Annotated in this window: 13 protein-coding genes; 5 read left to right on the forward strand and 8 right to left on the reverse strand. The window is 37.1% G+C overall.

Annotated features, from left to right (window positions below; all coding sequences use genetic code 11):
- Window positions 1–17: 17 nt before the first annotated feature.
- Window positions 18–1,736, reverse strand: coding sequence for an acetate--CoA ligase (gene acsA, locus ACSBPO_RS17390; protein WP_442600398.1), 1,719 nt, complete (start codon window positions 1,734–1,736; stop codon window positions 18–20).
- 223 nt (window positions 1,737–1,959) lie between these two features.
- Between acsA and ACSBPO_RS17395 the strand changes: the two genes are divergently transcribed.
- Genes ACSBPO_RS17395 through ACSBPO_RS17405 form a run of 3 tightly spaced genes read left to right on the forward strand, consistent with a single transcriptional unit; the run spans window position 1,960 to window position 4,426 of the window.
- Entirely contained in the window at window positions 1,960–2,592 is a 633-nt protein-coding gene (locus ACSBPO_RS17395; RefSeq protein WP_442595523.1) for a GNAT family N-acetyltransferase, read from the forward strand.
- A 26-nt stretch (window positions 2,593–2,618) separates the two neighbouring features.
- Window positions 2,619–3,266, forward strand: a complete 648-nt coding sequence (locus tag ACSBPO_RS17400) for an acetoin utilization AcuB family protein (RefSeq protein WP_442595525.1) — start codon at window positions 2,619–2,621, stop codon at window positions 3,264–3,266.
- Window positions 3,263–4,426: an acetoin utilization protein AcuC gene (locus ACSBPO_RS17405; RefSeq protein WP_442595527.1), complete on the forward strand. Its 1,164-nt coding sequence runs from the start codon at window positions 3,263–3,265 to the stop codon at window positions 4,424–4,426. The genes ACSBPO_RS17400 and ACSBPO_RS17405 overlap by 4 nt, the downstream gene beginning before the upstream one ends.
- Before the next feature lie 53 nt (window positions 4,427–4,479).
- Here ACSBPO_RS17405 and ccpA read toward each other — a convergent pair whose 3' ends face one another.
- Window positions 4,480–5,478 (reverse strand): catabolite control protein A, encoded by a 999-nt coding sequence (gene ccpA / locus ACSBPO_RS17410; RefSeq protein WP_442595529.1) that lies wholly within the window; start codon window positions 5,476–5,478, stop codon window positions 4,480–4,482.
- A gap of 229 nt (window positions 5,479–5,707) precedes the next feature.
- Window positions 5,708–6,787 (reverse strand): bifunctional 3-deoxy-7-phosphoheptulonate synthase/chorismate mutase, encoded by a 1,080-nt coding sequence (locus ACSBPO_RS17415; protein ID WP_442600399.1) that lies wholly within the window; start codon window positions 6,785–6,787, stop codon window positions 5,708–5,710.
- A gap of 257 nt (window positions 6,788–7,044) precedes the next feature.
- Here ACSBPO_RS17415 and ACSBPO_RS17420 point away from each other — a divergent pair, with 257 nt between their 5' ends.
- Entirely contained in the window at window positions 7,045–9,195 is a 2,151-nt protein-coding gene (locus ACSBPO_RS17420; protein WP_442595531.1) for a cell division FtsA domain-containing protein, read from the forward strand.
- Between the two features lie 249 nt (window positions 9,196–9,444).
- Here ACSBPO_RS17420 and ytxJ read toward each other — a convergent pair whose 3' ends face one another.
- From ytxJ to ACSBPO_RS17435, 3 genes are read right to left on the reverse strand one after another with little or no spacing between them, the layout of a single operon-like run.
- Window positions 9,445–9,774 carry a bacillithiol system redox-active protein YtxJ gene (gene ytxJ, locus ACSBPO_RS17425; protein ID WP_442595533.1) on the reverse strand — a complete coding sequence of 110 codons (330 nt, stop codon included), beginning with the start codon at window positions 9,772–9,774 and terminating at the stop codon, window positions 9,445–9,447.
- A gap of 21 nt (window positions 9,775–9,795) precedes the next feature.
- Window positions 9,796–10,245, reverse strand: coding sequence for a YtxH domain-containing protein (locus ACSBPO_RS17430; protein WP_442595535.1), 450 nt, complete (start codon window positions 10,243–10,245; stop codon window positions 9,796–9,798).
- Between the two features lie 21 nt (window positions 10,246–10,266).
- Window positions 10,267–10,746, reverse strand: coding sequence for a DUF948 domain-containing protein (locus ACSBPO_RS17435; RefSeq protein WP_442595537.1), 480 nt, complete (start codon window positions 10,744–10,746; stop codon window positions 10,267–10,269).
- A gap of 273 nt (window positions 10,747–11,019) precedes the next feature.
- On the opposite strand from ACSBPO_RS17435, the gene ACSBPO_RS17440 reads away from it, so the two are divergent.
- Complete coding sequence (locus ACSBPO_RS17440; RefSeq protein ID WP_442595539.1) at window positions 11,020–12,135, forward strand: aminopeptidase; 1,116 nt, start codon at window positions 11,020–11,022, stop codon at window positions 12,133–12,135.
- 43 nt (window positions 12,136–12,178) lie between these two features.
- Here ACSBPO_RS17440 and murC read toward each other — a convergent pair whose 3' ends face one another.
- On the reverse strand, window positions 12,179–13,480 hold the full coding sequence (gene murC, locus ACSBPO_RS17445) for a UDP-N-acetylmuramate--L-alanine ligase (protein WP_442595541.1): 1,302 nt from the start codon (window positions 13,478–13,480) through the stop codon (window positions 12,179–12,181).
- A 131-nt stretch (window positions 13,481–13,611) separates the two neighbouring features.
- Window positions 13,612–14,289, reverse strand: coding sequence for a hypothetical protein (locus ACSBPO_RS17450; protein WP_442595543.1), 678 nt, complete (start codon window positions 14,287–14,289; stop codon window positions 13,612–13,614).
- Between the last annotated feature and the right edge of the window lies 1 nt (window position 14,290).

The raw sequence follows: 14,290 nt of genomic DNA on the forward strand, positions 1-14,290 counted from the left end.
CACTTCCGTTCTGTTTTTTAGTCTTCCATTGTAGATAAGTCACCAGTTGGCAAGTTTAACTCCCATGCTTTAAGAACACGACGCATGATTTTACCACTTCTTGTCTTTGGCAATTTATCACGGAAATCTATTTCACGTGGTGCTGCATGTGCAGCTAATCCTAATTTCACAAATTGACGAATTTCTTCTTTTAATTCTTCTGTAGCTTCATAGCCATCACGAAGAGCGACAAACGCTTTAATAATTTCCCCTCTCACAGGATCTGGCTTCCCAATAACTCCAGCCTCAGCAACAGCAGGATGTTCCACTAATTTACTTTCAACTTCAAATGGTCCTACACGTTCACCAGAAGTCATAATAACATCATCAATTCTACCTTGGAACCAGAAATAACCGTCCTCATCCATATAAGCAGAATCACCTGATACATACCAGTCACCTGGCATAAAATAAGACTCATATTTCGCAGAGTTATTCCAAATCGTATGCATCATGGATGGCCAGCCTTTTTTAATAGCTAAATTGCCCATACGATACGGAGGAAGCTCATTACCTTGATCATCGACAATAGCAGCTTCAACACCAGGAATTGGTTTCCCCATGGAACCAGGCTTTATTTCCATACAAGGATAGTTACAGATAAGCTGCGCACCCGTCTCTGTCATCCACCATGTATCATGAATACGTAACTGGAATACTTTCATTCCCCAACGAACGACTTCGGGGTTTAATGGTTCCCCTACACTTAAAATATGACGAAGAGAAGTTAAGTCAAACTTCTTAACTACTTCATCTCCTGCGCCCATTAACATACGGAATGCTGTTGGAGCACTATACCATACAGTAACGCCATAATCCTCAATAACCTTATACCATGTCTCAGGACTAAAACGTCCTCCTACTACAACATTTGAAGCACCTGCTAACCATGGTCCAAATATTCCATATGATGTTCCTGTTACCCATCCTGGGTCAGCAGTACACCAATATACATCTTCCTCTTGTAAGTCTAATACCCATTTTGCGGTTTGATAATGCTGAAGCATCGCATTATGAACATGTAAAACCCCTTTTGGTTTTCCCGTAGACCCAGAAGTATAATGAAGGATTAGCCCGTCTGTACGATCTACCCACTCAATATATAATACTTTACTAGACTCTTTAAATCTTTTATTAAAATCAATATATTTACCACTTTCTTCAATACCTTCCCCAACTAGGAAAATATGTTTCAATTCTGGCAATTGATCCACAGGTACACGTTTTAATAGTTCAGGCGTCGTTACTAAAACCTTTGCCCCGCTATCCTCTAAACGGTCTCGGACTGCCCCCTCCATGAACGCTTCAAAAAGCGGTCCAACGATTGCACCTAACTTAATCGCACCTAAAACAGCAAAATATAGCTCTGGAGAACGAGGCATAAAAATAAATACACGGTCCCCTTTTTCTACGTCCCCATAAGTTTTTAAAGCATTCCCAGCTTGGTTAGAAAAGTCTTTCATTTCTTTAAACGTATACTTTTCCGTACGTTTTCCATCTGCATAATATAAGGCAATTTTATTTTTGCGATCAGACGCAGCATGTCGATCAATTGCCTCATAAGCCATATTGACTCTTCCCGTTTCAGACCAAGAGAATTGTTTCTCAACTTCTAACCAATCAAACTGCTTGTACATCTCATCATAATTTGGCAGATTATGATTTCCTTTTACAACTGGTAGCGCTTCCACTTTCACTAACATCATCCCCCTAATGAATGTCATAAAAACGTTTATTAATATTATAGTATACTTTTCCCGTATTCTCAATTTTAAAAATATTCTTTCAGTAGATATATCATTTTTATGCAGTTATTTGGTAAAATATATGTCTATTTACAGAAAATTAAGTGAAAGCGCTTTAATTTGAGAGATTTTATGTATAATATAATTGAATGAAAGGATTATTAGGGGTGAACGAATGGAACATAAAAAAATATATAATGCAAAAGAATTAAAGACTCCTCATGGTAATTTATTTATTGAGGGTCCCATCTCTTCTGATAAATTAGCAAGTTATGATTTCCATGAAGATCTTGTTGCTTTTCGTCCGCCAGCACAACAACATAAGGCACTAATTGAAATAGCAGGATTACCAGAAGGCAGAATCATTGTCGCAAGACATCGACATACCATTGTAGGATATGTTACCTACCTATATCCAGATCCGCTTGAGAGATGGTCAGAAGGGAAAATGGATAATTTAATCGAACTTGGAGCAATAGAGGTCATTCCAGAATTTCGCGGCTGTTCCGTTGGTAAAAACTTATTAAATGTTTCAATGATGGACGATGCGATGGAAGACTTCATCATTATCACAACCGAATATTATTGGCATTGGGATTTAAAAGGTACTGGGCTAAATGTGTGGGAATATCGAAAGGTCATGGAAAAAATGATGAATTCCGGCGGGTTGCAATGGTACGCTACTGACGATCCAGAAATAAGTTCACACCCTGCCAACTGTTTAATGGCTCGAATAGGAAAAAGAGTGGATACAGAATCCATACAAAAATTTGATCGCTTACGATTTATGAACCGTTTCATGTATTAATTGGGTGTTTGAAAGGGGATATTCAGATGATCGTTGAAGAAGTTATGAAAGCAGACGTCGTTAGTCTATATCCAACTGATACGATTTCTAAAGCAATCCTGGTGATGGCAGCTAAAAAAATACGCCATATACCAGTCATAGATGATCACCGCCATGTCGTTGGGTTAATCACTGACAGGGATATTCGTGATGCTACTCCATCTATTTTTCGTGCGAATGAACATGCCGAAGACTTAGAAAAGCCTATTTCTTCCATTATGAGACAAAATGTCATTATTGGACATCCTCTTGATTTCGTTGAAGAAGTGGCTGCTTTATTTTACGAACATCACATCAGTTGCTTGCCGATTGTAAAGGATCAAGTATTAGTAGGCATACTAACTGAAACCGATTTACTCCATACATTAGTAGAGCTTACAGGTGCACATCAGCCAGGCTCACAAATTCAAGTTAAAGTACCAAATAAATCTGGCATGCTTTGTGAAATTGCTACCATCATCCGCAACCATCATGCCAATATTCAAAGCGTTTTAGTCTATCCTGATAAAAAAGATGAACAGTACAAAGTTCTCGTTATTAGAGTTCAAATGATGAATCCCATTGCCGTTGTTAAAGATTTAGAAACGGCTGGTCATCAAGTAATTTGGCCAAAACTTCCGGGAGCTACATCATGATATCCGATTCTATTTTTATATACTCCGAGGAATTACTAAATTACAAGTTTAGTAGTCAACATCCCTTTAATCAATTCAGACTAAAACTAACCCTAGATTTATTAAAAAAACTTAATGCTATTGAAGAACATATGATCATTCCTCCTAAAAAGGCAACGGAGGAGGAACTAGCACTTATCCATGATCCAAGCTATATACAAGCTGTTAAACTAGCTGGTGATGGCCAGCTTTCAACTGATACCGCTGAAAACTATGGTTTAGGTACAGAGGACACCCCCATTTTCCCTAAAATGCATGATGCAAGCTCTTTTTTAGTTGGCGGAACATTAACAGCCGTTGATTATGTTATGAGTGGGAAAGTGAAACATGCGCTTAATCTTGGCGGAGGATTACATCATGGTTTTAGAGGGAAAGCCTCTGGCTTCTGTATATATAATGACAGTGCAGTAGCCATTAAGTATATCCAAGAAAAATATAATGCTAGAGTCCTTTATGTAGATACCGATGCCCATCATGGTGACGGGGTTCAATGGGCTTTTTACGATGATCCAAATGTTTGTACCTTGTCGATACATGAGACAGGTCGTTACCTATTTCCTGGTACCGGAAATATTACAGAAAGAGGTCAAGGGAAAGGATACGGCTATTCTTTTAATATTCCAGTAGATGCTTTCACAGAAGATGATTCTTGGTTATATGCATACGAAACTTCCTTACGTGAAATTGCATCGTATTTTAAACCTGATGTCATTGTTACACAGAATGGTGCAGATTCACATTACTATGATCCATTGACACATTTATCTGCTTCTATGAAAATTTATCGAGAGATTCCGAAGCTTGCCCATGAAATAGCCCACACATATTGTGATGGTAAGTGGATTGCGGTAGGAGGCGGAGGTTATGATATTTGGCGGGTTGTCCCTCGAGCATGGGCCCATATTTGGCTGGAAATGACGGAAAACTCAAATTGTTTTGGAAGCTTACCGAAAAGCTGGTTAGAGGAATGGCAAAAGTTATCACCAGTACCTTTACCTAAGAATTGGGAAGATGAAACGGACCTATATCCTCCTATCCCAAGAAAGGCAGAAATTACAGAAAAGAATTTCCAAACAGTAGAAAGAGCTCTATATCCTATACGTAATCAACCAAAAAGCTAAAAAGAGAGTTGTCACTTTTTTGACAGCTCTCTTTTACTGGATGTTTTACTTTTTTATCTTGTTGATTGGCGATGCTCAATCCGATGAGGCAGAACGACGATACTATCATCTACCGTTTCTTTATTCATATACTTCGTTAAAAGTCTCATGGCTACAGCACCAATATCATATAAAGGCTGAACTACTGATGTTAACTGAGGTCGCACCATTAGAGCTAATCTTGTATTATCCGAACTGATGACTTCAAAATCTTTTGGTATTTCATAGCCCTTGTCTTCTGCACCATGAATGACACCTAATGCCATTTCATCTGTTCCAACAAAAATGGCCGTTGGCTTTTCATTGTTCTCCATTAGCTTCTCAAACGCTTCTATACCAGAATCGTAGGTATAGTCACCTTCTACTACAAAATCCTCACGATAAGGAATTTCCGCTTGTTCTAAAGCACGTTTATACCCCATTAACTTTTTCTCACCATTAATTGGCTCGTGAAGAGGTCCAGTCACAAACGCAATCTGCTTATGACCTCTTTCCACAAATTCAATAACAGCATCATAGGTTCCTTGCTCGTAATCAATATTGACGGATGGAATTTTCCCGGATTCTTCGATAGAACCAGCTAAAACAATAGGAACAGGTGATTTTTCAAACTCATCTACATGTTCAGAGGTAATATTTCCGCCCATAAAAACAATTCCGTCTACTTGTTTACCTAGCATTGTATTTAAAAGATGGAGTTCTTTGTCCTTATTTTGGTCTGAATTACTTAAAATAATATTATATTTGTACATCGTCGCAATATCTTCAATCCCACGAGCTAATTCTGCAAAGAAAATACTTGATATATCTGGTATGATAACCCCAACAGTTGTTGTCTTTTTGCTAGCCAAACCTCTCGCAACAGCATTCGGTCTGTAACCTAAACGTTCAATCACGTCATTTACTTTTTTTCTTGTTGCAGGCTTTACATTTGGATTTCCGTTCACAACACGGGAAACGGTCGCCATGGAAACGTTTGCTTCACGAGCAACATCGTATATCGTTACATTCATTTTTGACAACTCCCTCAAAAAACATTTCTATTTCTTATTTTATTGCAAGTTATGTCATACTAATCATTTATTAAGTTTGTGATGTAGTAAACAATCTAAAAGTGTAATTTATCATATCATACGACATGTGCAGACAAGCCGCAATGAAAAGCATGAGAAATTCATTAAATATTTAAAGTTAAACAAATAAAAACCTCCTACCAAGCGGCAAGAGGTTCCACCATTTCATTTAAACTCGTGCATAAGCAAAAGAATTTATTTCTTTCATGAATTGATCGAATTGCTCTAAATTCATTTGCTGAGCAGCATCGGATAATGCTACGGCTGGATCTGGATGTACTTCTGCCATCACTCCATCTGCACCAATGGCTAATGCTGCTTTAGCAGCTGGCAACAGGAGATCTCTACGTCCTGTTGAGTGTGTAACATCCACTAAAACAGGTAAATGTGTTTCTTGTTTTAAAATAGGTACAGCTGAAATATCTAATGTATTTCTTGTAGCTCTTTCGTAAGTACGGATTCCACGCTCACAAAGAATAATTTGTCCATTTCCTTGAGACATAATATACTCAGCAGCATTGATAAATTCTTCTATTGTAGCCGCTATACCGCGTTTTAATAAAACCGGTTTATTAACGGCACCTGCAGCTTTAAGCAGTTCGAAGTTTTGCATATTTCTTGCCCCGATTTGAATAACATCAATATATTCGCATGCGGTTTCGATGTCTGCAGGGTTTACAATTTCACTAATAACAGCCATATCGAACTCATCGGCTACTCTTTTTAAAATTTTTAGACCCTCTAATCCTAAACCTTGGAAATCATATGGAGATGTTCTTGGTTTGTATGCTCCACCTCGCAGTAGGCGTAACCCTTTTTCTCTAACGGCTTTTGCGACAGTAGCCGTTTGCTCATAGGATTCTACTGCACAAGGTCCAAAAACAAAATGAGGAACTCCGTTACCGATTAATTCACCTTTAACATTAACAATCGTATCCTCTGCTTTTTTCTTTCGTGATACCAGTAATGCCTTACTGTGATCATCTTTTTGTAAATCTAATCCCGCTTTAAAAATTTCTTTAAATAAATGATCTATTGTCGAATTATCAAATGGTCCATCATTATTTTGTTTGATTAAATCCAACATTATTCTTTCACGAACAGGATCGTATCGGTAGACGCCTTGAGACTCCTTTACACGTCCAATTTCCTGGACAAGCAATGCTCTCTCATTGATAAGCTTTAATAGCTCTAAATTTAATTCATCTACTCTTCCACGAAGCTGGTCCAATTCAACTTCCTTGCTCATCATACATCCCGTCCTTTCTCTTATTTTTGGCGACTTGATCATTAAAATGCAAAACGTCTAATCTTCTTTATCAAGCAAGAAAAATATGATACATTTTGTATAAAGATGACGAATTATACATACTGCTAACACTATTTTTTTTATTAGGATTTATTATAATAGATTAGCTTTCCTTTGTCACTCTTTTTTCTTTATTAATTAAACGCTTTTCAGTATTAAAGTAAAGTATGTTCATAAAATAAAGTGGGTGCATCATTTTGCAGGATAATAAAAAGATATTTGCACTAGATATTGGGACTCGTTCTGTAGTTGGAATTATATTAGAAGAACAAAATGGTCAATTCCAGGTATTAGACGTGCTTATTAAAGAGCATACAGAACGTGCAATGCTCGATGGCCAAATCCATGATGTATTGGCGGTATCAAAGGTAATTTCAGAGATTAAAGAACAGTTAGAAAAACGTCATGGTCTTTTGACAAAGGTTTGTGTCGCAGCAGCTGGTCGTGCTTTAAAAACAGAAAGAGCTAGCTATAGTATTAACATACAATCTAAGCCCATGATGCAAAAGCAAGATATTCTTCACTTAGAATTAAGTGCTGTCCAAGAAGCACAAGCGGCTGTTGCCAGCAAACAAGATAGCCATATTAATCATCATTATTATTGTGTCGGATATTCCGTTCTTTATTACCGTCTTGATGGAGAAGAAATCGGGAATTTAATTGACCAAATAGGGGAAGAAGCGTCTGTTGAGATTATCTCGACCTTCCTACCAAAAGTGGTCGTTGAATCCCTTATTTCTGCTTTGCATCGCTCAGGACTTGAAATGCAAGCCTTGACGCTAGAGCCTATCGCAGCTATTAATGTGTTAGTTCCTCCATCGATGAGACGCTTGAATGTTGCTCTAGTTGACATTGGAGCTGGAACATCTGATATTGCGATAACGGACTTAGGAACTGTCATCGCTTACGGGATGGTGCCTATTGCAGGAGACGAGATAACCGAAGCAGTCAGTGATTCTTTTTTACTTGATTTTCCCCTAGCCGAAAGTGCAAAGAGAGAACTTTCTTTGAAGGACTCTATCCTGATTAAAGATATTTTAGGGTTTGAAACGGAGGTTACGAAGGAAGAAGTAATTAGTCAAATTTCACCTTCCATCGACCGATTAGCCGAAGCCATTTGTGATGAAATTTTTCGATTAAACAATCAAAAATCCCCAAAAGCTGTTATGCTCGTTGGTGGAGGAAGCCAGACACCAGAACTCACAAAAAAGATTGCTGCTAAATTGCAGCTTCCTGAAAATCGGGTAGCTATTAGAGGAACAGATGCCATCTCCTCCTTATCGATTCCTGATACCATAGATAAAGGTCCGGAATTAGTAACGCCTATCGGGATTGCTATTGCCGCTCACCAAGCACCAGTCCAATATAAAACGATTTATGTAAATGATCAGCCTGTACGATTATTTGAAGTAAAAAAGCTTACGGTTGGAGACTGCTTATTGGCTTCAGGAATAAAAATGAGTAAACTTTACGGTAAGCCCGGATTAGCTAAAATGATTCGCATGAATGGAACGATGATTACAATACCAGGGCAATATGGGAAAGCTCCTACATTGGAGCTTAATGGGACCCCTTGTTCCTTAGATGACGTCGTTCAGAATGGGGATGTTATCAAGGTAGAAAAAGGAACGGATGGTGAAATCACTAACGTTACGATCAAAGACTTAATAGACGATGTTCCTTTTAAGCAAGTAACCATAAACGGTGAGGTTTGTCCTATTCACGGTAAAATTTTATGTAATGGGAAAATCGTTTCAATCGATCAAGAAGTCGCAGATCGAGATATGATCGAATGGAAAATGCCAGAGACGATAGAAGAACTTATATATTCTTTAAAAAAAGAACATCTATTATTTCACCTTAGACCTATGCGTTTAAAGATAAATGGAAAAGAAACATCCTTTCCACAGTTTTCAGGAACCCTATATAAAAATGGGAATAAAACAAATCTAGAAAGTCAGTTCGATCATTTAGATGAAATTTTGATTGACACTGGTGAAATATTAACCATTCAAAAACTGGCCGAACTAAAACAATATCCGTTTGAATATCAAATTCCCGTCAAATTCAATGAAGAGCCTATTGTTTTAAAGAAAAGTTTAATACAGGTAAAACGAAATGGTGTCACCCTTACCGAACAGGATTTCTTAGAAGATGGAAATGAAATAACACTCGAACAGAAAACAATGGAACCTTTTATTTTCCAGGACCTATTTCAATTTATTGATCTTGATGTCCCAGCAAACCATACTGGGCCATACCTCCTTTTAAAAAATGGAGAAGAAACAACCTTTTTTGATGAGCTTACACCAGGTGATGAATTAAAAATTGTCTGGCCACAGTTATAAGAAAATTAGTAATAATAAAAAGCTAGTGAACTTGATTCCAAATAGAATCCTTTCACTAGCTTTTTTTTAGGCTCTTTTCTAAAACTTCGTCGCTTTTCCAATTAATATAAAAGCATTTCTCAGTGGAGAATGATAAAACTGGTATTAAAATCAAGAAAAGAGCTGCTCACATGTTATGAAAAGATGTAAAAATCCGGCTTTTGGGATTTTTACTAAAATCACAATTTAAAAGAAAACAGCCTTTATTTATTAGGCATTTTCTTTTAATACGGTACTTAATGATGAATTTGTAATTTTCCAATGAGATGCATGCCAATTAACATCCTTCTTTTTAAACAGAATTGCTTGTGGGGATTCATGTTTAATATGATATTGTTCAGCAATATAACTGGAAAGCGGCCTTGCATCTTGGACTGTTAAGAAATAGCAATCTAATTCAGGATGCTCTTGGGAGAACTTCTGGTATTCTTCAAAAGCTGCCTGACTAATAGGACAAGTTGTACTGTGTTTTAACACAAAAACTAATCCTTCATTATTTAGTGCCTCAGTTAATTGAGTTTCATTATTAATTTGTTTCATGAATATTCCTCCTAATCAATCTTACCCTTTTATCTTTTGTTCCTCTTCTTCTAGTGCCTTAGCTGTGTCCTGCAGTTTTTTCTGAATTTCTTCCTCCATACTAGTATTGGTTTCTGGTTGACTTTTTAGTTCTTCTTTTCCTTCCACCATACTTACTTTATTTGTCGATATAACAGAGTTATTCAAATCTTTGGATAGATATGATGACTTTTCTTTTGCTAAAGCCACAAGGTTACTGCCTTTATTTTTAGCCATTTCACGAACCTGTTCACCTTTATCCCTCCAAATGGAAGCTTGTTCATTTAAAGTTCCACGTAAATCCTTCCCTGACTTTGGGGCAAGAAATAAGGCTGCTGCTGCTCCAGCCAATCCCCCAATGATCGCACCAATCATAAAATCCTTTGCACTTGTAGTCTTAGTATCATGACTTCTTTCCGTAACACTATCAGAACGCTTCTCTTGACTTCCCATTTACATCTCCTCCTTAAGATTCTAGTGAGAGCGTAATCTTTGAAGTTCAATTTCTCTTTTATCTTCTTCAAATGTATGGGAATCCACTTTTTTCCCATTCTTTCTAGAATTCCACTTTTCCTTTAACTCTAAAAACACATTACTCCATTGAACCACTTGCGAGATTTTTTCTTTATTTTGTTCAATCTGTTTATCAAAACTGCTGGCAACACTTTTTAAAGATTGATTGAATTTATTTACGGTAGTCCCTACATCTTTTACTGCCACAACAACTGAATTTAAATGATCAACCTTAGATTGTAAATCATCTGCAAGTGTATTTGTTTTATGAAGCAGCTCCGTCGTTTCTTTCGTCACTCCATCTAACTGTTTTTCAATTCCTGAAAGAGTTTTAGAGACGCCTTCTAATGTCCCTTGCAATGCATTTAATGTTTTAACTAAGAAAATGACTAATACCAAAAATGCGACTGCAATTAAAGCTACACTCCATGAAATAATCATTAACTTGTCCACCTCCGTAGTTAGTAAATTTTTACCCGAATGATTTTTTCATAAACATAAGAGGAAACTTGCAAGCGGCTGGAGCGGAAATCAACCTTCTATATTCTTGGGAAAATATAAGCCAAGTGCAATCATTTTCCTACATGTATACTATTTCATAGTATATTTTAACAGTTAAGACAAAAAGAGTCATTCTTTGTATTCAACAATTATGGACTTTTCGGGTAAAATAGAGTCGTACTTACATTAATACATACATTTGGAGGCTATAAAATGAAAGATGTTCGGATAGAAAAACTAGCAAAGAACTTGATAAATTATTCAGTACGTCTTCAAAAAGGAGAAAAAGTTCTTATCGAGAACTTTGGGCTACAACGAGAACTCGTTACTGCATTGGTTAAAGAAGCATATGCTGCCGGTGGATATCCTTTTGTGTTACTAAAAGATCACCAAGTAGATAGAGCACTTTTAATGGGAGCTCAAGACGAGCAATACAATATGATGGCTGAATTTGAAGCGAATGTCATGAGTCAAATGGATGCCTATATTGGTCTCCGCTCCGGTGACAACATTAACGAACAGGCTGATGTACCGGATGATAAAATGAAAATCCACGGGCGTACCATTGGAAAGAAAGTTCACAGTTCCATTCGCGTTCCTAAGACAAAATGGGTGGTCCTTCGCTATCCAACTTCATCTATGGCTCAGTTAGCTAAAATGAGCACAGAAGGGTTTGAAGATTTCTATTTTAACGTATGTAATTTAGATTATGGAAAAATGGATAAGGCGATGGATCCTCTTGTGGAATTAATGAACCGTACAGACAAGGTACGTATAACAGGTCCTGGAACGGATTTGAGTTTCTCTATTAAAGATATTCCTGCCATTAAGTGTGCTGGGCAGCTCAATATTCCAGATGGTGAAGTGTATACAGCTCCAGTTCGTGATTCCGTAAACGGAGTGATTACGTATAATACCCCGTCTCCTTATCAAGGTTTTACCTTTGAAAATGTTAAACTTACCTTTAAGGATGGAAAAATTGTCGAAGCAACATCCAATGACACCGAACGAATTAACAAAATTTTTGATACAGATGAAGGGGCACGTTATATTGGGGAATTTGCAATCGGTGTAAATCCATTCATTTCTCAACCAATGCAGGATATTTTATTTGATGAAAAAATCGATGGCAGCTTCCACTTTACACCTGGCCAATGCTACGATGTAGCTCCAAATGGAAACAACTCCAATATCCACTGGGATATGGTTAATATTCAACGCCCAGATTATGGCGGTGGAGAGATTTATTTTGATGATGTGTTAATTCGTAAGGATGGCCGTTTTGTTATTCCCGAATTAGAAGGACTAAACCCAGAGAACCTTAAATAAGATTATTATGAAAAAGAGTCTGACCAATTGGCCAGACTCTTTTTTAGACTTGTAACTGTTGTTCATATGCTTCTTGAAACTTTTGTATATCCCCAGCCCCCATAAAAATAATTACACTATTTGCATGTTGACTTAGTTGACTTGTATTATCTTCTGAAAGTATCGTGGCATCCTCAATTTTTGCCTGTAAATCTTCAATAGACAACTTCCCGTGATTTTCACGAGCAGAACCGAAAATCTCACATAGATAGACTCTGTCTGCTTGATTTAAGCTCTCTGCAAAATCATCCAAAAATGTTTGGGTTCTAGTAAACGTATGTGGCTGGAATACCGCAACAATTTGTTTATCAGGATATTTTTGTCTAGCCGCTTCGATGGTCGCCTTTATCTCTGTTGGATGATGAGCATAATCATCAATAATCACTTGTGACCCCATTTGTTTTTCAGTAAACCGTCTTTTTACACCCTTAAAAGTTAATAGTTGTTCACGTACAATATCAGCTTCTAATGCTTCATAATGGCATAAGGCAATAACCCCTAGGGCATTTAAAATATTATGGTTACCAAAGGTTGGAATTGAAAATGTTTCATAGAAGGTATTTCGAACAAACACATCAAACGTTGTACCTTCCGTCGTTTTTTGAATATTTCTAGCCTGGAAATCATTTTCTTCATTAAAGCCATAAAAAAGAACAGGTACCTTTGCCTGAATTTTTTGTAACTGTTCATCGTCTCCACAAGCAAAGATCCCCTTCTTAACTTGAAGGGCCATTTCTTGGAAGGCAGAAAATACATCCTCGATATTGGCAAAATAATCTGGATGGTCAAAATCAATATTGGTCATGATGGCATAATCAGGGAAATAGGAAAGAAAATGACGGCGATATTCGCAGGCTTCAAACACGAAGTACTCTGCGCCTTCCTCCCCTTTACCTGTCCCATCTCCTATTAAAAAGGAAGTAGGCTTCGCTCCCTTCATGACATGAGCAAGTAACCCAGTCGTAGAAGTCTTACCGTGTGCACCTGTTACGGCAACACTAGTAAAGTTTTGCATAAAATCGCCTAAGAACCGATGATAACGGACAACCGGTAACCCAAGTTTCATGGCTTCTTGTATTTCCTCATGGGTATCAGGGTATGCATTACCAGCTATGATTGTCATCCCTGGCTGGATATTCTCCTTTTGAAAAGGAAGGATCTTTATTCCAGATTGTTCGAGGGCCTGTTGAGTAAAAAATCGCTTTTCATAATCAGAGCCTTGGACTTCATATTTCATATCATGAAGGACTTGTGCTAATGCACTCATTCCAGAACCCTTTATACCTACGAAATGGTAAATAGTCATATAAAGAACCTCCAAGCAACATCTTTCTGTAAAACATTATATGATATTTAACTATTTTTGCTTCTTGATAATCAGTTTATCATTCTAAGTTATCATTATTTACACAGTATAACACCAAATAATAAGGAACACTATTTTAATGGGACTTGTGCCAACAAAAAGTATCCCTGCCTTTTTAAAAAGGCTCTCCATGTTAGGGAAGAATTGTTCTTTTTACTTTCCATAAAAGAGAAAATAACCTGTTTCGCTAATTCGTTAGATGGAACTGAAAAGACTGGTCCAACTGCCCAATCTTTCGTAACAAGTGGAAGCCTTCTTAGAAAAACATATTCCCCTTTATTTCCGTATGTAATCTCATTGGAACACAAGGTAATGGTGAATTTTTTTGCTTCAAGGGCATCCCTTACTAACATAGTTCGGCTTTCCTGACTAACCTCAATGATTTCGAAGGGCTCTACATACGTTGTTAAAAATAGTGCCCCTAGAATCATTTCGGGTTCTGTCAACCGATTGGAGTAATTCTTTAAAAATAAACTAAACATCGTTTCTCCTTGGATCGTGTGATAATCAAAAAGAAACCATTGTTGAAAAAGTTCTTCCAAATAGTTTGGTAAAGGAAGTTCTTGATGAAAATATATTTGTTGGCGGAAAAGATGTTTTGCTCTTACCTTTTCTCGTATATTGGAATAACGTATCGCAAAATCAGTTGCTAAAGAATAGATACTTTTTGCATTTTTTTCAGCTTGAAGCTGTTTTTGGTCTCGGTATGATACAAGATCAAATACGCTTTCTTCCTTTTCATTCATCATT

The organism is Neobacillus sp. D3-1R (genome assembly GCF_052180215.1).
Classification (GTDB): domain Bacteria; phylum Bacillota; class Bacilli; order Bacillales; family Cytobacillaceae; genus Pseudoneobacillus.